This is a genomic window from Sphingopyxis italica (assembly GCF_011926545.1).
Taxonomy (GTDB): domain Bacteria; phylum Pseudomonadota; class Alphaproteobacteria; order Sphingomonadales; family Sphingomonadaceae; genus Sphingopyxis; species Sphingopyxis italica.
Window position 1 is genome coordinate 191,878 of record NZ_JAATIT010000003.1, and the last position, 16,208, is coordinate 208,085.

The 16,208-nt window shown below is 66.1% G+C and carries 16 protein-coding genes; 12 read left to right on the forward strand and 4 right to left on the reverse strand.

Annotation, left to right across the window (positions count from 1 at the left end; genetic code table 11):
* Nucleotides 1-12: 12 nt before the first annotated feature.
* The 6 genes from GGR90_RS12165 to GGR90_RS12190 all read left to right on the forward strand — a co-directional run bounded on the left by GGR90_RS12165 (nucleotide 13) and on the right by GGR90_RS12190 (nucleotide 6,983).
* Entirely contained in the window at nucleotides 13-2,178 is a 2,166-nt protein-coding gene (locus GGR90_RS12165) for a prolyl oligopeptidase family serine peptidase (protein WP_167921727.1), read from the forward strand.
* Nucleotides 2,178-2,666, forward strand: a complete 489-nt coding sequence (locus GGR90_RS12170; protein ID WP_167921728.1) for a GAF domain-containing protein — start codon at nucleotides 2,178-2,180, stop codon at nucleotides 2,664-2,666. The genes GGR90_RS12165 and GGR90_RS12170 overlap by 1 nt, the downstream gene beginning before the upstream one ends.
* Before the next feature lie 138 nt (nucleotides 2,667-2,804).
* Entirely contained in the window at nucleotides 2,805-3,632 is an 828-nt protein-coding gene (locus GGR90_RS12175; protein WP_167921729.1) for a glycine zipper 2TM domain-containing protein, read from the forward strand.
* Nucleotides 3,633-3,885: 253 nt separating this feature from the next.
* A complete protein-coding gene (locus tag GGR90_RS12180) occupies nucleotides 3,886-4,410 on the forward strand; it encodes a hypothetical protein (RefSeq protein WP_167921730.1) in 525 nt (174 codons plus the stop codon).
* 164 nt (nucleotides 4,411-4,574) lie between these two features.
* Nucleotides 4,575-6,425 carry a gamma-glutamyltransferase family protein gene (locus tag GGR90_RS12185; RefSeq protein WP_167921731.1) on the forward strand — a complete coding sequence of 617 codons (1,851 nt, stop codon included), beginning with the start codon at nucleotides 4,575-4,577 and terminating at the stop codon, nucleotides 6,423-6,425.
* Between the two features lie 129 nt (nucleotides 6,426-6,554).
* Nucleotides 6,555-6,983, forward strand: a complete 429-nt coding sequence (locus tag GGR90_RS12190) for a PilZ domain-containing protein (protein WP_167921732.1) — start codon at nucleotides 6,555-6,557, stop codon at nucleotides 6,981-6,983.
* A gap of 13 nt (nucleotides 6,984-6,996) precedes the next feature.
* Here GGR90_RS12190 and GGR90_RS12195 read toward each other — a convergent pair whose 3' ends face one another.
* Nucleotides 6,997-7,389, reverse strand: a complete 393-nt coding sequence (locus tag GGR90_RS12195; RefSeq protein WP_167921733.1) for a winged helix-turn-helix transcriptional regulator — start codon at nucleotides 7,387-7,389, stop codon at nucleotides 6,997-6,999.
* A 113-nt stretch (nucleotides 7,390-7,502) separates the two neighbouring features.
* Here GGR90_RS12195 and GGR90_RS12200 point away from each other — a divergent pair, with 113 nt between their 5' ends.
* The 4 genes from GGR90_RS12200 to GGR90_RS12215 all read left to right on the forward strand — a co-directional run bounded on the left by GGR90_RS12200 (nucleotide 7,503) and on the right by GGR90_RS12215 (nucleotide 10,661).
* Nucleotides 7,503-8,246: an SDR family oxidoreductase gene (locus GGR90_RS12200; protein ID WP_167921734.1), complete on the forward strand. Its 744-nt coding sequence runs from the start codon at nucleotides 7,503-7,505 to the stop codon at nucleotides 8,244-8,246.
* 72 nt (nucleotides 8,247-8,318) lie between these two features.
* Nucleotides 8,319-9,563 carry a dual-specificity RNA methyltransferase RlmN gene (gene rlmN / locus GGR90_RS12205; protein ID WP_167921735.1) on the forward strand — a complete coding sequence of 415 codons (1,245 nt, stop codon included), beginning with the start codon at nucleotides 8,319-8,321 and terminating at the stop codon, nucleotides 9,561-9,563.
* Nucleotides 9,564-9,791: 228 nt separating this feature from the next.
* Entirely contained in the window at nucleotides 9,792-10,250 is a 459-nt protein-coding gene (locus tag GGR90_RS12210) for an outer membrane protein (protein ID WP_167921736.1), read from the forward strand.
* An 87-nt stretch (nucleotides 10,251-10,337) separates the two neighbouring features.
* On the forward strand, nucleotides 10,338-10,661 hold the full coding sequence (locus GGR90_RS12215) for a YnfA family protein (protein ID WP_167921737.1): 324 nt from the start codon (nucleotides 10,338-10,340) through the stop codon (nucleotides 10,659-10,661).
* Here GGR90_RS12215 and GGR90_RS12220 read toward each other — a convergent pair.
* The gene (locus GGR90_RS12220; RefSeq protein WP_167921738.1) at nucleotides 10,658-11,371 is read right to left on the reverse strand and encodes an arylesterase; all 714 of its coding nucleotides are present in this window, start codon (nucleotides 11,369-11,371) and stop codon (nucleotides 10,658-10,660) included. The genes GGR90_RS12215 and GGR90_RS12220 overlap by 4 nt on opposite strands.
* Nucleotides 11,372-11,388: 17 nt before the next feature.
* Here GGR90_RS12220 and GGR90_RS12225 point away from each other — a divergent pair, with 17 nt between their 5' ends.
* A complete protein-coding gene (locus tag GGR90_RS12225; protein WP_167921739.1) occupies nucleotides 11,389-12,090 on the forward strand; it encodes an ABC transporter ATP-binding protein in 702 nt (233 codons plus the stop codon).
* Nucleotides 12,091-14,592, forward strand: a complete 2,502-nt coding sequence (locus GGR90_RS12230; RefSeq protein ID WP_167921740.1) for an ABC transporter permease — start codon at nucleotides 12,091-12,093, stop codon at nucleotides 14,590-14,592.
* Here the strand turns inward: GGR90_RS12230 and GGR90_RS12235 are convergent.
* Both GGR90_RS12235 and GGR90_RS12240 read right to left on the reverse strand, forming a co-directional pair.
* Nucleotides 14,589-15,350 (reverse strand): sulfite exporter TauE/SafE family protein, encoded by a 762-nt coding sequence (locus GGR90_RS12235; protein ID WP_167921741.1) that lies wholly within the window; start codon nucleotides 15,348-15,350, stop codon nucleotides 14,589-14,591. The genes GGR90_RS12230 and GGR90_RS12235 overlap by 4 nt on opposite strands.
* A complete protein-coding gene (locus GGR90_RS12240; protein WP_167921742.1) occupies nucleotides 15,347-16,207 on the reverse strand; it encodes a metallophosphoesterase in 861 nt (286 codons plus the stop codon). Before GGR90_RS12240 ends, GGR90_RS12235 begins: the two co-directional genes overlap by 4 nt.
* Nucleotide 16,208 lies beyond the last annotated feature (1 nt).

The window sequence follows — 16,208 nt, forward strand, 5'->3', positions numbered from 1 at the left end:
GGTCGCCTTGCCATGTCCCGTAAAACCCTTTCCACCCCGCTCGCGCTGGTGGCTCTCGCGATGATCCCGGCGGCGGCCCAAGCGGCTGAGGGGGCGACCGAGGCGGCGGCAGCGGCGGCCCCAGGACTCACCTATCCCGACACTCTGCGCGGCGAAACGGTCGACCCGCAGTTCGGCGTCGACGTCGCCGACCCCTATCGCTGGCTCGAGGATGACGTCCGCGTCAATCCGAAGGTCGCCGACTGGGTCGCGGCGCAGAACGAGGTGACCGACGCCTATCTCGATACGCTGCCGGGCCGCGACGCGTTCAAGGCGCGGATGACCGAGCTTTACAATTACGAACGCTTCGGCTTGCCGACCAAGGCGGGAAGCCGCTATTTCTACAGCCGCAACGACGGGCTGCAGCCGCAGTCGGTGCTCTATGTCCGCGAGGGGCTGAAGGGCGAAGGCCGCGTCCTCATCGATCCCAACCTGTGGGCCAAGGACGGCGCGACCGCGCTCGCCGAATGGAGCCCGTCGGAGGACGGCAAGCACCTCCTCTATTCGGTGCAGGATGGCGGCACCGACTGGCGCATCGTGCGCGTCAAGGATGTCGCGACCGGGCAGGATCTGGCCGACGAGGTGCGCTGGGTGAAATTCTCCGCGCTCGACTGGGCGAAGGACGGCAGCGGCTTTTATTATTCGCGCTTTCCCGAGCCGGAAGCGGGCGAAGCCTTCCAGTCGCTCAACGAGAATCACAGCGTCTATTTCCACAAGCTCGGCACGCCGCAGAGCGAAGATGTGCTGATCCACGCGACCCCCGACAAGCCCAAGCTCAACAACAGCGCGGTCGTCACCGACGACGGCAAATATCTGCTCGTCGTCTCGTCCGAAGGGACCGACGAACGCTATGGCCTGACGCTGTATCCGGTGGGCAAGCCCGACGCGAAGCCGATCGTGCTGGTCGACGATTTTGCGAACAACTGGGAATATGTGACCAACGCGGGCACGCGCTTCACCTTCCTGACCAACAAGGGCGCGCCGCGCGCGCGGATCGTCTCGTTCGACATCAAGAAGCCCGGTGAGCTGACGCAGATCGTCGGCGAAAATGACGCGACGCTGATCGGCGCGTCGCGCGTCGGCAATCGCATCATCCTTTCCTACCTCGGCGATGCGAAGTCCGAAGCTCGAATGGTCGCCCTGGACGGCAAGCCGATCGCCAACATCCATCTCGCCGACATCGGTTCGGCATCGGGCTTCGGCGGCAAGTCGAGCGACCCCGAAACCTTCTACGCCTTTTCGAGCTATGCGCGCCCGACGACGATCTATCGCTTCGACACGCAGACCGGGAAGAGCGAGATTTTCGCCGAACCCAAGCTGACCTTCAAGCCCGCCGATTTCACCGTCGAACAACGTTTCTACAAATCGAAGGACGGCACCGAGGTGCCGATGTTCGTCGTGATGAAGAAAGGCCTCGACCGCAGCAAGGGATCGCCGACGCTTCTCTATGGCTATGGCGGCTTCAACGTCTCTCTGACCCCCGCCTTCTCGCCGACGCGGCTCGCCTGGGTCGACAAGGGCGGGGTGCTCGCGATCGCGAACCTGCGCGGCGGCGGCGAATATGGCAAGGCGTGGCACGATGCCGGCCGGCTCGACAAGAAACAGAATGTCTTCGACGATTTCATCGCCGCGGGCGAATATCTGATCGCCGAAGGCATCGCGGGCAAGCGCCAGATCGCGATCGAGGGCGGGTCGAACGGCGGCCTGCTCGTCGGCGCGGTGACCAACCAGCGCCCCGACCTGTTCGCCGCGGCGCTGCCCGCCGTCGGCGTGATGGACATGCTGCGCTTCGACCGCTTCACCGCAGGGCGTTATTGGGTCGACGATTATGGCTATCCGTCGAAGGAAGCCGATTTCAAGAATCTGCTCGCCTATTCGCCCTATCATAATATCAAGGACGGAACGGCGTATCCGGCGGTGTTGGTGACCACCGCCGACACCGACGACCGCGTCGTGCCGGGGCACAGCTTCAAATATACCGCCGCGCTCCAGCACGCCGACGCGGGCGACAAGCCGCATCTGATCCGCGTCGAAACCCGCGCCGGCCACGGCAGCGGCAAGCCGACCGACAAGATCATCGCCGAGGCGGCCGACAAATACGCCTTCGCGGCGAAGTGGACCGGGCTGGACGTCGAATAATGAGCTACGCCCTCGCCTTCTCCGCGACCGATCCCGCCGAACGCTGGGCCGAGGCGGGCGACGCCGCCGCGGCGCTCGTGGCGGGAGAGCGCGACGGCATCGCCAATATGGCGAATGTCGCGGCGCTGATCTGGCAGGCGATCCCCGACCTCAACTGGGCGGGCTTTTACCGCTTCGACGGCACTGAATTGGTGCTCGGTCCCTTCCAGGGCAAGGCGGCGTGCATCCGCATCGCGCTCGACAAGGGGGTGTGCGGCGCCGCCGCACGGCTGCGCGCCACCCAGCGCGTCGACGACGTCCATGCCTTTCCCGGCCATATCGCGTGCGACGCCGACAGCCGCAGCGAGCTCGTCGTCCCGGTGATCGCGAACGACCGGCTGGTGGGCGTGCTCGACCTCGACAGCCCCAACCCCGCGCGCTTCACCGCCGCCGACCAGGCGGGCGCCGAAGCACTCGTCGCACGCATCGCGACGGCGCTGGCGTCCTGAAACCCCGCCTCCGCGCGTGCGACGATCTGCTTCAAATCGGGACAGAAACTTCTAGGTTAACGGAATCGCGAACAGGCGCTAATTTTGCTAACAAGCTGTTAACCAATCGGTTCGGGCCGAGGGAACAGGGAGCAAGTCATGCGCACGTTCGTGTTGTTGGGGTTGGCCGCGGGGTCGTTGTTGCTGGCGGGCCATGCGCGCGCCGAACAGCCGGCGCTCGACTATGGCGTCCCCGCCGATCCCGATACGCGCGTCTACACCGGCTATCCCGACCGCGTGCCGGGCGAGGTCGACTATCGCACCGTCGGTGGCACCTATGACGCCGAGGGCCGCTGGACGGGCACGTGGGACGGCACTTATGAAGCGCCCGACGGCCGCCGTTACGAGGGTCGCTATGAGGGCACGGTCGAGGGCCATGGCGCCGGCTATCCGCCGCCGCCCGCCTATGATCCATATTATAGCGGCGGGTACGACCCGCGTTATGACACGGAAATGGAACGCCGCTGTGGCCGGGGGGGCACAGTGGGCGGCGCGGTTGTCGGCGGGCTCGTGGGGGGCATCGCCGGCAACCGCATAGCCGGCCGCGGCGACCGCACCGCCGGCACGCTGATCGGCGCCGGGGTCGGCGCGCTCGCGGGATCGGCGATCGGCAGCGCCGCGGACAAGAAGAAATGCGAACAATGGTGGTCGAGCCGCAGCGCCCACTATCAGGGTGGCTATTATCAAGGCGGCTATTACCCCGGCGGCACTTCGACGACTTACCATCACGGTGGTTACGGCTATGGCTACGGCTATTATACGCCCGGCGTTGTCGTCACGACGATCATCAACGGCGCGCCCATCGTGACCGAAACGGTCGAGACCTCGACGCGCACCTATTATGAAAATGTGCCGGTGCGGAAACGCTATGTCGCGAAGAAGAAATGGAAACCGAAACGCAAGCCGGTGTCGCGCTGCGTCTGCTGAGATTTTGAGATAGGTCTGGTCACCTATATCTGGTCCCGAGGCCCGTCATCCACAGGATGGCGGGCCTTTCCTTTGCCCGCCTGCTTCGACGCTCTGCAGACCCTCGGCAGGAAGGATCTTTAGATGAACGCCAGCAAAACCAAGGCTGAACGCCAGATAAGCGCCGGGTTCAGCACCGCGTCACGACCGGTCCGCTAAACCATCCTCAACAGGCCGCCCCCATGCCGCCTGCGTTGATTGAGGAGACCGAACCATGGCTATCAAGACCAACCTGACCCGGGCCGCAATTGGTGCGGCCACCGCCGGCGCGATGCTGATGAGCGCCGCCCCCGCCGCCGCGCGCGACCGCTATGACCGCGACGGGATCAGCGCGGGCGAAATCATCGCCGGCGCCGTCGTCCTCGGCGGCCTCGCCGCGATTCTGTCGAGCGGCGATAACGACCGTTACGACCGCTACGACGACCGTTACCGCGGCCGTTACGACGATCCGCGCTATGGTTATGGCTATAATTACAACCGCTATGGCAACAGCCGCAGCGCGGTCAGCCAGTGCGTGAGCGCCGTCGAACGCGGCAGCCGCCGTTATGGCCGCACCGACGTCACCGAAGTGACCGACATCGACCGCAAGCGCGACGGTTACAAGGTCAAGGGCCGCGTCGTCGTCCGCGACGGCTACGGCGGCCGCTGGGGTCGCGGCGGATCATATGACAGGGGCAAGTTCACCTGCAACGTCCGCTACGGCCGCATCCGCGACATCGATTTTTCGGGTCTGCGCTAACTCCCCGGAATTTCAATAACGAGCCCGCCCGTGTCCCGGCACGCGGCGGGCTTTTGTTTGCGCTGGCTTCGCGCCGCGCCGCCGGCCATTTCGCTTGCGCGCAATCCGGCCTTGCTATCGCGGGCTCGTCCCGCAAAAATGGGTCTTTCTCAAAGGGAGAGCTCATGCGTCGCCGTACACTTCTCGCCGCCGTCCCCGCCGCCGCGCTGTTGCCGACCGCGGGCCTCGCAGAGGGCCCGAAACCCAAGGCCGCGCCCGCCACGCCCAATCCTGACGTTTCGACGCCGCCGGTGTGGGAAGCGGGCGCCGACCGGTTCGTGCGGCCCGACGTCCATGGCGGCGACAGGGTGGTCGGCGCGAGCTTCGCCTCGCGCACCGCGGCTTACGGTCTCAGCGGCGCGGCGGGCACCGCGCATCCGCTCGCGACGCAGGCGGGGATCGACATTTTGAAGCGTGGCGGGTCGGCGGTCGATGCGGCGATCGCGATCAACGCGTGCCTCGGTCTGCTCGAACCCACCGCGAACGGCATCGGCGGCGATGTTTATGCGATGATCTGGGATCCGAAGACGAAGAAGCTCGCGGGGCTTGCCGGTTCGGGCAAGAGCCCGCGCGGGCTCGACCTCGCGACGGTGCGATCGCGCGCCAAGGGCGGCACCCTGCCCGCTTATGGCGCGATCAGCGTATCGGTGCCGGGCACGGTCGACGGCTGGTGGACCATGCACCAGCGTTACGGCAAGCTGCCGTGGAAGGAATTGTTCGAGCCGGTCATCGCGCATGCCGAGGCGGGCACGCCGGTGCCCGACATGATCGCTTATTATATCCGCCGCAGCCTCGCCGGTTTCCGCCAGCCAGGCCGCGGGATCGAGGAAACCGACAATGCGCTGCACACCTATGGGCTGAACGACGGCAAGGGGCCCGCGGCGGGACAGGTGTTCCGCAACCCCGACCTCGCGCGCACTTTCCGCCTGATCGCCGAAGGCGGGCGCGACGCCTTCTACACCGGCGAGATCGCGCGCACGATCGACGCCTATTTCAAGCGGATCGGCGGCTGGCTGCGCTACGAGGATCTCGCCACGCACAAGTCCGAATGGATCGAGCCGCACAAGACCGGCTATCGCGGCACCGACGTCTATGCGCTCGGCGCGAACACGCAAGGTATCGCGACCTTGCAGATGCTCAATATCCTCGAGCATTTCGACCTGAAGGGCGCAGGCTTCCAGTCGCCCTTGTCGATCCATTTGCAGGCCGAGGCGAAGCGCCTCGCCTATGAGGACCGCGCGCGATACTACGCCGATCCGCACTTTTCGAATGTGCCGGTCGAATGGCTGATTTCAAAGGAATATGCGGCCGAGCGCGCGAAGCTGATCCGCCCCGACCGCCTGCTGTCGCCCGTGCATCCGGGGCAGGCGCCGAGCCACGGCGACACGACCTATTTCAGCTGTGCCGACAAGGACGGGATGATGGTGTCGATGATCCAGTCGAACTTCCGCGGCATGGGGTCGGGGCTGGTCGCCGACGGGCTGGGCTTCATGTTCCAGGATCGCGGGCAATTGTTCAGCCTCCAGGACGGGCATCCGAACATCTATGCGCCGGGCAAGCGGCCGTTCCAGACGATCATCCCGGGCTTTGCGGCGCGTGGGCAAGTGCCGTGGATGAGCTTCGGCGTGATGGGCGGCGACATGCAGCCGCAGGGACAGGCGCAGATCGTCATCAACCGCGTCGATTACGGGCTCGAAATCCAGTCGGCCGGCGATTCGCCGCGCTGGCACCACGAGGGATCGTCGCAATCGATGGGCGAGGATTCACCCGGCCTCGGCCCGAACGGCATGTTGCGGCTCGAAAGCGGCGTGCCCGAGGCGGCCCGCCGGCGGCTCGCCGAGATCGGCTGGACGCTGGGCGAGCCCGATGGCGGGTTCGGACGCTATCAATGCGTCGAGCACCGCATGGACGGCGACACCCGCGTCTATGCCGCGGCGAGCGAGATGCGCGCCGACGGCTGCGCGCTGGCCTATTAGCATCCGGCCCCAAGACCAGCGATCATCGAACACGCTATACGAAAATTTACCTTCTCCGTTTAGGACTCGCATCGGGACCAGAAAATAACCGTCCGAGGTGGGAATCGGGCGGCAAATATCGAGTCGCGCATGTCGAATCCCGAGGCCTTCCCCGCCTCTTCGCTCCCGGAGGAAAAGCGCCAGCCGCGGCAGTCGCGGCTGGTCAAGGCGGCGCTCGCCTGCCAGCGGTTGGGCCGGTTCGACGTCACGCTTCGCAACGTCTCGCTGACCGGCATCGGCGGCCAGGGGCCGCACGCGCTGCAGATCGGCGAGCGCATGACGGTGATCATGCCCGGTCACGAACCGATGCTGGGGACGGTGCGCTGGGTCGCGGGCACACGTTTCGGCATCCAGACCGACCGAGAAATCGAAACGATGCGCCTGCGCGCCGCGCACAACGACCAGATCGTCGCCGCCGACAGCAAGGCCGATTTTCAGATCATCCCCCCGCCGCGCGTCGACACCTGGCGTCCCGGCCTTACCAACGGCCCGCCGGGGCAATTCGGGCGCAAAGGCTAAGGCGCCCCTCCGCTTATCCTCGCGCGTCGAAGGCCGATCGGGCCTTTTCGATCCGGTCGAGATTGGTTTCGGCCCATATCCAGACCCCGCAAAAGGCTTCGCCCAGACTGTGGCCGAGGTCGGTCAGACAATATTCGACCTTGGGCGGGACGACCGGATGGACCGTCCGCACGAGCAGGCCATCGCGCTCCATCGCGCGCAAGGTCTGCGTCAGCATCTTCTGGCTGATCCCCGGAACGAGCCGCGACAATTGGGTGAAGCGGCAGGTCCCATGATCCTCCAGCTCCTCGAGGACAAGGAGCGTCCATTTGTCGGCGACTCGGCCGATGAGTTCGTTGACGAGCGTCTCGACGCGCGGATCGACCGGCGCATTGGGATCATAGGAAATTTTTTCGAGGGCGGGCATGGCGGAAAATCCAATTCTCTCTTTTCGGTAACTATGGCACTTTCGGGTGCCTTCTTTCCTTTGGAGAGTATAGGAATATTTAGGCCTTCTCACCACCCCTAAGGAGAAGCGCCATGAAGACCAGCGGCAACACCATCCTCGTCACCGGCGGCGGCTCGGGCATCGGCCTCGCGCTCGCGCATCGCTGGCACGACGCGGGCAACACCGTCATCGTCACCGGCCGCAACGCCGCCAAGCTCGAAGCCGCGATCGCCGGGCGGCCGAACATGACGGCGATGTCGCTCGACGTCACCGATGCCGATGCCATCGCGGCCTTCGCAAAAGACGTCGTCGCGAAGCATCCGGACCTCAACATACTCGTCAACAACGCCGGCATCATGGGCGCCGAGGATGCGAGCGCGAAGCGCGACCTCGCACACGCCGAAGCCACCGTCATCACCAACATCCTCGGCCCGATCCGGCTGACCGACGCGCTGGTCGATCATCTGACGGCGCGGGCGGATAGCGCGATCGTCAATGTGACGTCGGGTCTCGCCTTCGTCCCCTTCCCCAAGGCGCCGACCTATTCGGCGACGAAGGCGGCGATGCACAGCTATTCGGTCGCGCTACGCATCCAGCTCGAGGGCAAGGTCGAGGTGATCGAACTGGCGCCGCCCGCCGTCCGCACTGACCTGACCCCCGGCCAGTCGACGCGCGAGAATTATATGCCGCTGGACGACTTCGCCGACGAGGTGATGGCGCTGTTCGCGCAGCAGCCGACGCCCGAGGAAATCCTCGTGCAGAACGTCCTGCCGCTCCGCCATGCCGAGGCGAACGGCACGGTTCCGCAGGTATTGGCGATGCTGAAGTCGCTGTAATTTCTCCCCTCCCGCCTGCGGGAGGGGATTGCATTGCGAAATCCCCCCTTCCCCACTATATCGCCGCGCATCATGCAGATTCCCGGCCATATCGACCCCGTCACGACGGGCACCGTCCCGCTGCGCGGCGGCAACCGCATCGACCTTGTCGGGCTGACGCGCGACGCGATCGGCGGCGTGCTCGTCGAGGCGGGACTCGATGCCAAGGCCGCGAAGCTGCGCGCCAAGCAAATCTGGCACTGGATGTACCATCGCGGCGTCACCGATTTCGAGGCGATGACCGACATCGCCAAGACGATGCGCCCGTGGCTGACCGACCGCTTCATCATCGGCCGCCCGACGGTGCGCGAGGCGCAGGTGTCGAGCGACGGCACGCGCAAATGGCTGCTCGCCGCCGCCGACGGGCAGGAATATGAGATGGTGTTCATCCCCGACGCCGATCGGGGAACGCTCTGCGTATCGAGCCAGGTCGGCTGCACGCTCAATTGCCGTTTCTGCCACACGGGCACGATGCGCCTCGTGCGCAACCTCGGCGCGGGCGAGATCGTCGGGCAGGTGATGCTGGCGCGCGACGAACTCGGCGAATGGCCCAAGGGCACGATGGCGGGCTTCGGCCCCGATCCCGAGGACGACGACGAAGAAGAGGGCGGCCATTATACCGCCGACGGCCGCATCCTGACCAACATCGTGATGATGGGCATGGGCGAGCCGCTGTATAATTTCGACGAGGTCAAAGGCGCGCTCAAGATCGTCATGGACGGCGACGGGCTCGCGCTGTCGCGCCGCCGGATCACGCTGTCGACGAGCGGCGTCGTGCCGATGATGGCGCGCGCCGGCGAAGAGATCGGCGTCAACCTGGCGGTGTCGCTCCACGCGGTGTCGAAGGAGGTGCGCGACGAGATCGTCCCGCTCAATCGCAAATATGGCATCGACGAGTTGCTCAAGGCATGCGCCGATTATCCGGGGGCGGGCAATTCGCGGCGCATCACGTTCGAATATGTGATGCTGAAGGACAAGAATGACAGCGACGAGGATGCGCGCGAACTCGTCCGGCTGATCCGGGAATATGGCCTGCACGCGAAGGTCAATTTGATCCCCTTCAATCCCTGGCCCGGCGCTCAATATGAATGTTCGACGCCCGAACGGGTGCGCGCGTTCAGCAGCCTGATTTTCAAGGCGGGCATTTCCGCCCCCGTGCGCACCCCGCGCGGGCGCGACATCATGGCCGCGTGCGGTCAGCTGAAAAGTGCGGCGACCAAGCCGACGCGCGCCGAACTCGACCGCATCGCCGAGGAAAAACAGGCCGCATTGGGCTGACACCACGCCCGCACCCGCCCTTACCAACATCTGAAAGCCACGGAAATCCGTCCATTTCCGGGCGCGATTTCGCATAGCTATTCTATACCGTGTGGTAAAAATAACACAGGTAAGAAAATTGTCATATTCTGAATGATCCGTTCATTGAAGCGACAGGCGCGAGCGCCATTTAGGGGGCGGGCCGCGACCCAAAGGGCGTGACCCGATTGAAAGCAGAAGGAAAACAACATGAAGAAATTCGCAGTTGCAGCCGCTCTCCTGACGGCCATCGTTGCAACCCCCGCCCTTGCAGCCCCCGCCGGCGAAGGCCGCGTGGAAGTTCGCGGCGGTCTGATCACCGGCAATGGCGCCGACGAAGGCACGGCTGGCCTCGCCGCCGGTTATGACTTCGACCTCGGCAGCTCGACCTTCGTCGGTGCCGAAATCGCGGGCGACAAGGTGCTCGTCGATGGCGCGAACGTCCAGTTCTCGGCCGGCGGCCGCGTTGGCGCCAAAATTGGTGCCAACGGCAAGCTCTATGCCACGGGCGGCTACACCTTCGGTGACGTCGACGATCCGTACGTCGGTGCCGGCTATCAGCACAAGCTGACCCAGAACGTCTATGCCAAGGGCGAATATCGTCACCAGTTCATCGACAATTTCGGTGACTTCGACACGTTCGTCGCAGGCATCGGCTTCGCTTTCTGATCCGTTCGGACCAGCGAAACAAAAAGAGAGGGGCGGCCCATCGGGTCGCCCCTTTTCTTTTGTCCGCGATACGGTCACGGTGCGCCGATGACGGCATTCGCATATATCGGCGCGGCGCTGGCGGAGATCGCGGGCTGCTTCGCCTTTTGGGCATGGCTGCGGCTCGATAAGTCCGTCTGGTGGATCGTGCCCGGAATGGCCTCGCTCGCGTTGTTCGCCTGGCTGCTGACGCTCGTCGATGCCGAACATGCGGGGCGCACCTATGCCGCTTATGGCGGGGTCTATATCGTCTCGGCGCTGCTGTGGCTGTGGGCGGTCGAAGGGGCGAAACCCGACCGCTGGGACCTGATCGGCGCCGCCGTGTGCCTCGGCGGCGCGACGATCATCTTGTTCGGGCCGCGAGGCGGCTAACTCGCCTCCGGCAGCGCCTGTTCGACCAGCGGCGCCAGCCCTTCGGCCACCACCTTCACGCCTTTGGCATTCGGATGGAGATTATCGCCCAGCATCAGCGCCTTGTCGGTAACGACATTGTCGAGGATGAAGGGATAGAAGCTCACCTCATATTTCGACGCGAGCTCGGGATAGATGGGATTGAACTTGTTCGCATAGTCGCTGCCGAGGTTCGGCGCCGCCATCATGCCGGTGAGCAGCACCGGAATCTCGCGCTTCTTCAGCTCGGCGAGCATCGCGTCGAGATTGGCGCGCGTCTGGTCGGGGCCGATCCCGCGCAGCATGTCGTTGCCGCCGAGCCCGAGTATGACGAGCGCGGGCTTCGCCTTCGCATTGCCCAGCACATAGGCCAGTCGCTGGCGGCCGGCGGCGGTAGTGTCGCCCGAAACGCCCGCATTCTGGACGCGCGCGACCACGCCGTCTTCGCCGAGCGCGGCCTGCAATTGCGGCGCGAGCCCTTCCTTGGGACCGAGCTGATAACCGGCGTAAAGGCTGTCGCCGAAGGCGATCACGAGGGGCGCATTGGCCGGAATAGCGGGCGCCTTTTTCGCCGCAGCCTTGTCGTTGGTCGAAGCCGGCGGCTGCTCCGCCGATCCGCATGCGGCGAGCGGTTGGCAAAGCGCGATTGCGCAACCATATATCGCGAAAGAGCGCCATCCGGCCGTTCTCATTTCAAAGGGTCCTCTCCTTGCCCGACGCCCAACGACAATCGCCGAACGCGGCGATCGCCGCCCACAATGTGACGCTCACGCTGGGAAGCGACAAGGCCCCCGTCGAAATTTTGCGTGGCGTCGACCTGGAAGTCGAAGCCGGGACGTCGGTCGCGCTGCTCGGCCCGTCGGGATCGGGCAAAAGCTCGCTGATGGCGGTGCTCGCGGGGCTGGAGCGCGCCAATGGCGGCAGCATCCATGTCGCGGGGCTCGATTTCGCGGCGATGGACGAGGACGATCTCGCGCGGGCGCGGCGCGGGCGCATCGGCATCGTGCTTCAGGCTTTCCACCTGCTCCCGACGATGACGGCGCTCGAAAATGTCGCGGTACCGCTCGAACTGGCGGGCATCGCCGATCCCTTCGGCCGCGCCGCCGCCGAATTGGAAGCCGTCGGGCTCGGTCACCGCCTGACCCATTACCCCGCGCAGCTTTCGGGCGGCGAGCAGCAGCGCGTCGCGATCGCCCGCGCGATGGCGAGCGGCCCCGCGATCATCTTCGCCGACGAACCGACCGGCAACCTCGATACCGCGACGGGGCAATCGATCATCGAGCTGATCTTCGCGCGCCGCGCCGCGCTCGGCGCAACGCTGCTCATCATCACCCACGACCCCGAACTCGCCGAGCATTGCGACCGCGTCGTCGTGATGCACGACGGCAAGATCGAAGAGCGGGTCGCCTAGATGCTCCCCCTCGCCTCACTCTGGCGGATCGCGCGGCGCGACCTTGCGACGCGCATCCGCGGGCTGCGTCTGCTCGCGGCCTGCCTCTTCCTCGGCGTCGCGACGCTCGCCGCGATCGGCAGCCTGACGCGCGGCATCACCTCCGAACTCGAAGTGCGCGGACAGACGATCCTCGGCGGCGATGTCGAGTTCAGCCTGCCGCAGCGCCAAGCGACGGTGGAGGAGATGGCGGGGTTCCGCCGCGTCGGCACACCCTCGGCGACCGTGCGGCTGCGCGCGATGGCGAACGATCCCGACGGCGAGGCGCTGCTCTCCGAGTTGAAAGCGGTCGACGGCGCCTACCCGCTCTATGGCACGATGCGGCTGGGGAGCGGCGCGCGCCGGGGCCCGCCGCCATCGGGTGCGATCTGGATCGGCAAGGATCTCGCCTCACGCCTCGACCTGAAAGTCGGCGAGCGAGTGAAGTTTGGCGAAAAAGCGTTCCTTATCGATGGTATCATCGCCGAAGAACCCGACCGTCTGGGCGAAGGCTTCACGCTCGGTCCCGTCGCCATCATCGGCCTCGCCGACCTGCCCTCGACGCAGTTGATCCAGCCGGGCAGCCTTTATGAAAGCAAATATCGCGTCCGCTTGCCTGACAGCGCAAATCCCGAAGCGGTCGGCAAGGCGCTGACCGCCGAATTCCCCGACGCGGGCTGGGACATCACCGACAGCAGTAACGGCGCCCCCGGCACGCGGCGTTTCATCGAACGCATGGGTCAATTCCTGTCGCTCGTCGGCCTTGCCGCGCTGGTCATTGCCGGGATTGGTGTCGGCAATGGTGTCGCGAGCTACCTCGCTGGCAAACGCCCCGGCCTCGCGACATTGAAGGTACTCGGCGCCGACAGCGGCACCGTGGCGCGCATCTATGGATTGCAGATTCTGGCGGTCGCCGCCGTCTCGATCGTCGCCGGCCTGATCGTCGGGGCGCTCGCGCCCGCGCTCATCGGCGCGATCGCGGGCGACGTGCTGCCGGTCAAACCCGGCGTAGCCATCTATCCGCTGCCACTCGCGGTCAGCGCGGCTTATGGCCTGCTCATCGCGATCGCCTTCGCGCTGCCCCCGCTGGCCGCCACCCGCCACGTCCCCGCCGCCGGCCTCTACCGCGCGACGGTAAGCGGCGCGGCGCGCATCGACCGGCGGACGGTCATCGCGGTCGCCGCCGCGCTGATCGCGATCGTCGCGCTGGCGGTGGGCACCGCACGCGAACCGCTGTTCGCGCTCGGTTTCATCGGCGCCGCGATCGGGCTTCTCCTCATCCTCGTCGGGCTCGGCTGGCTGGTGCGCCGCACCGCGAGCCGGCTACCGCGGCCGAAACGTCCGCTCTTCCGCCTCGCGCTCGCGAACCTGCACCGTCCGGGCGCAGCGACGGGCGCGCTCGTCGTCGCCCTCGGCCTTGGCCTCACCCTGTTCGTGACGCTGGCGGCGATCCAGACGAGCATCACCTCCGAAATCCGGTCGACCGTGCCGCAGCGCGCGCCGAGCTTCTTCGTGCTCGACGTTCCGCGAACCGATGCTGTGCGCTTCCGCACGATCGTCACCGAGGCCGATCCCAAGGCCGAGATCAACATGATCCCCGCGCTGCGCGGCAGCATCACCGAATTTTCCGGGCAGCGCGTCGACGAACTCGCCGAACTGCCCGAGGGCGCGTGGGTGCTGCGCGGCGACCGGGGGCTGACCTACAGCCCCGTCCTCCCCAACGGCAGCGAGCTGGTGGGCGGCGAATGGTGGGCGGCCGGTTACAAGGGGCCGCCGCTGGTCAGTGTCGAGCAGGAGGTCGCGACATCGCTCGGGCTCAAGATCGGCGACACGCTCTCGGTCAATGTGCTGGGGGTCGAGGTGCAAGCCAAGGTCGCGTCGTTCCGAACCGTCAACTGGGACAATTTCGGATTGAACTATGTGCTCGTCTTCTCGCCCGGCACTTTCGACGCCGCGCCGCATAATATGGTCGCGACGGTGGCAGTCGGGCCGGAGGCGGAAACCGCACTGTCGCGCAGCATTCCGCGCGCCTTCCCTTCGGCGTCGCTGATCGCGGTGCGCGATGTCGTGAGCCAGGTTACGACCCTGCTCACGCAGATGAGCCAGGCGATCGCCGCGGCGGCGAGCATCGCGATCCTCGCCGGGATCGCGGTGCTGATCGGCGCGATCGCGGCCAGCCGCGAACGGCGTGTTTACGACAGCGTCATCCTGAAATTGCTCGGCGCGACGCGCGGGCAGATTTTGGGCGCGCAGGGCATGGAATATGCGGTGCTCGCGGCGATCCTCGCGCTGCTCGCGCTGGGATTGGGGCTCGCGGGCGCCTGGTATGTCGTGACGCAGTTGTTCGAGTTCGACTTCGCGCCCGATCCGCTGATCGTCGGATTGACGCTGATTGGCGGCGCCGGGCTGTCCTTCCTGATCGGGATCGCGGGGAGCTGGCCTTTGCTCTCGGCCAAGCCGGCGCAGGCGCTGCGCAGCCTTTAGTTCAGCAGGCGCACCACGGCCGACACCGCAGCCACCCCGAGCACGACCGCGACCATCGCCTGCCAGATGTGCTGCGGAACCCGGCCGAACGCGCGGGCGCCGAAATAATTGCCGAACCACATAGGCAGGAAGAGGATGACCGCCATCAGGAACAATCGCCATGTGGCGATACCCAGCCACAAGGAGGCGAGCGTCCCGGCGATCGCGGTCATGAAAAAGATCATCAGCATCGACGCGCGCGCCACTTTCGGGTCGATACGGCGTCGCAGGTAGAAGGGCACGACCGGCGGCCCGGGCATCGCGGCAAAGCCGGTGAGGATGCCCGATACGATGCCGGTGCCCGCGACGGCAACTCGTCCCGGACGGTGTCCCTCGGGCTTTTTCGGCAGCAGGACGGCGACGAACGCCCCGACCGCGGCGAGCGTGATCAGCACCCGCGCGACGTCGGCGGGCGTCAGGTCGAGCACATACATTCCGACCGGCGTCGTCGCCATCGCCGCGAGACCGATCGGAAGCGCGGTCTCGCGGTCGGCGTCGGCCATGATATGTCCGATCCCCACGGGCCCGATCAGCAGCTGCAACAATATGCCCATCACCACCGCCTCGCCCGGGGCGATGATCAGCCCGAGCAGCGGCACGAGGATGATCGCCATGCCGAACCCGGTCAGCCCGCGCACATAGGCGGCGCCGAACGTCATGGCGGCCGCGCCGGCGAGCGTCAGCGGCGCGATGCCGACGAGGTGCTGAATATCGATCATGGGTGCGAATCTTTCGGTTTCAGCGTGATCAACCACGCGTCGGGCGGCGTCAGGTAACGAAGCGGCAAGAGGCTGGTCCCGAGCCCCGCGCCGACGAAGACGCGCTGGCCATTATCGTCGATCGCACCGCATGCAAAGCGGTCGCCGTAGCGCGAGACATAGGTCAGCGCGCCGATGAACGGGAAGCGGATCTGGCCGCAATGCGTGTGTCCCGCGAGGATCGCGACGACGGGCCGCGGCAGATCGGGCACGATGTCGGGGCTGTGCGTCAGTAGCAGGGGAACACCGGGACCCAGCCGGTCCATCGCCGCGAGCGTTGCGGGCAAATCGTCATGCCCCGAATAATCGTCGTCGATCGCGCCGACGAGCAGCGGGCCGAGCTTTACCGCTTCATTCTGGAGCACCCGAATGCCGCGCATTTCGAGTTCGCCGCGCAGCGCGTCGGGCCGGAACCAGTGATCATGGTTGCCCGGCGCGACGACGACGCCGAGCGGCGCGTCCAGCTTGCCGAGCGGCGCTACGACCTCGGCGGGTGAGTAGATATGCGTCGCGCTGCGCTTTTCGCTGACGAGGTCGCCCGCGATCAGCACAAGATCGGGCTTCAGCTGGTTGAGGTCAGCGACGATCCGCACCAGCCGCTCGGGCGGCATATCGGGTCCTGCTACATGGATGTCCGATAGCAGGAGCAGCTTGAGCGGCGGCTGACCTGCCGGCCAGTCGGCCACCTCGACCGCCGCGGTGCGGATCACCGGATCGCGGGTCGCATTCCAATAGCCCTTGGCGAGAAGCGCCGCGCCGACGAACGCCAGCAACGACAGCCAGCGCAGCCATCGGCGCGGGCGACGCTTCTCCGCCATG

What these genes read in the sequence shown, in the direction of transcription:
- GGR90_RS12165 (WP_167921727.1), top strand. Translation starts at nt 13, where the DNA reads ATGTCCCGTAAAACCCTTTCCACCCCGCTCGCGCTGGTGGCTCTCGCG.
- GGR90_RS12170 (WP_167921728.1), top strand. Translation starts at nt 2,178, where the DNA reads ATGAGCTACGCCCTCGCCTTCTCCGCGACCGATCCCGCCGAACGCTGG.
- GGR90_RS12175 (WP_167921729.1), top strand. Translation starts at nt 2,805, where the DNA reads ATGCGCACGTTCGTGTTGTTGGGGTTGGCCGCGGGGTCGTTGTTGCTG.
- GGR90_RS12180 (WP_167921730.1), top strand. Translation starts at nt 3,886, where the DNA reads ATGGCTATCAAGACCAACCTGACCCGGGCCGCAATTGGTGCGGCCACC.
- GGR90_RS12185 (WP_167921731.1), top strand. Translation starts at nt 4,575, where the DNA reads ATGCGTCGCCGTACACTTCTCGCCGCCGTCCCCGCCGCCGCGCTGTTG.
- GGR90_RS12190 (WP_167921732.1), top strand. Translation starts at nt 6,555, where the DNA reads ATGTCGAATCCCGAGGCCTTCCCCGCCTCTTCGCTCCCGGAGGAAAAG.
- GGR90_RS12195 (WP_167921733.1), bottom strand. Translation starts at nt 7,389, where the DNA reads ATGCCCGCCCTCGAAAAAATTTCCTATGATCCCAATGCGCCGGTCGAT.
- GGR90_RS12200 (WP_167921734.1), top strand. Translation starts at nt 7,503, where the DNA reads ATGAAGACCAGCGGCAACACCATCCTCGTCACCGGCGGCGGCTCGGGC.
- rlmN (WP_167921735.1), top strand. Translation starts at nt 8,319, where the DNA reads ATGCAGATTCCCGGCCATATCGACCCCGTCACGACGGGCACCGTCCCG.
- GGR90_RS12210 (WP_167921736.1), top strand. Translation starts at nt 9,792, where the DNA reads ATGAAGAAATTCGCAGTTGCAGCCGCTCTCCTGACGGCCATCGTTGCA.
- GGR90_RS12215 (WP_167921737.1), top strand. Translation starts at nt 10,338, where the DNA reads ATGACGGCATTCGCATATATCGGCGCGGCGCTGGCGGAGATCGCGGGC.
- GGR90_RS12220 (WP_167921738.1), bottom strand. Translation starts at nt 11,371, where the DNA reads ATGAGAACGGCCGGATGGCGCTCTTTCGCGATATATGGTTGCGCAATC.
- GGR90_RS12230 (WP_167921740.1), top strand. Translation starts at nt 12,091, where the DNA reads ATGCTCCCCCTCGCCTCACTCTGGCGGATCGCGCGGCGCGACCTTGCG.
- GGR90_RS12235 (WP_167921741.1), bottom strand. Translation starts at nt 15,350, where the DNA reads ATGATCGATATTCAGCACCTCGTCGGCATCGCGCCGCTGACGCTCGCC.
- GGR90_RS12240 (WP_167921742.1), bottom strand. Translation starts at nt 16,207, where the DNA reads ATGGCGGAGAAGCGTCGCCCGCGCCGATGGCTGCGCTGGCTGTCGTTG.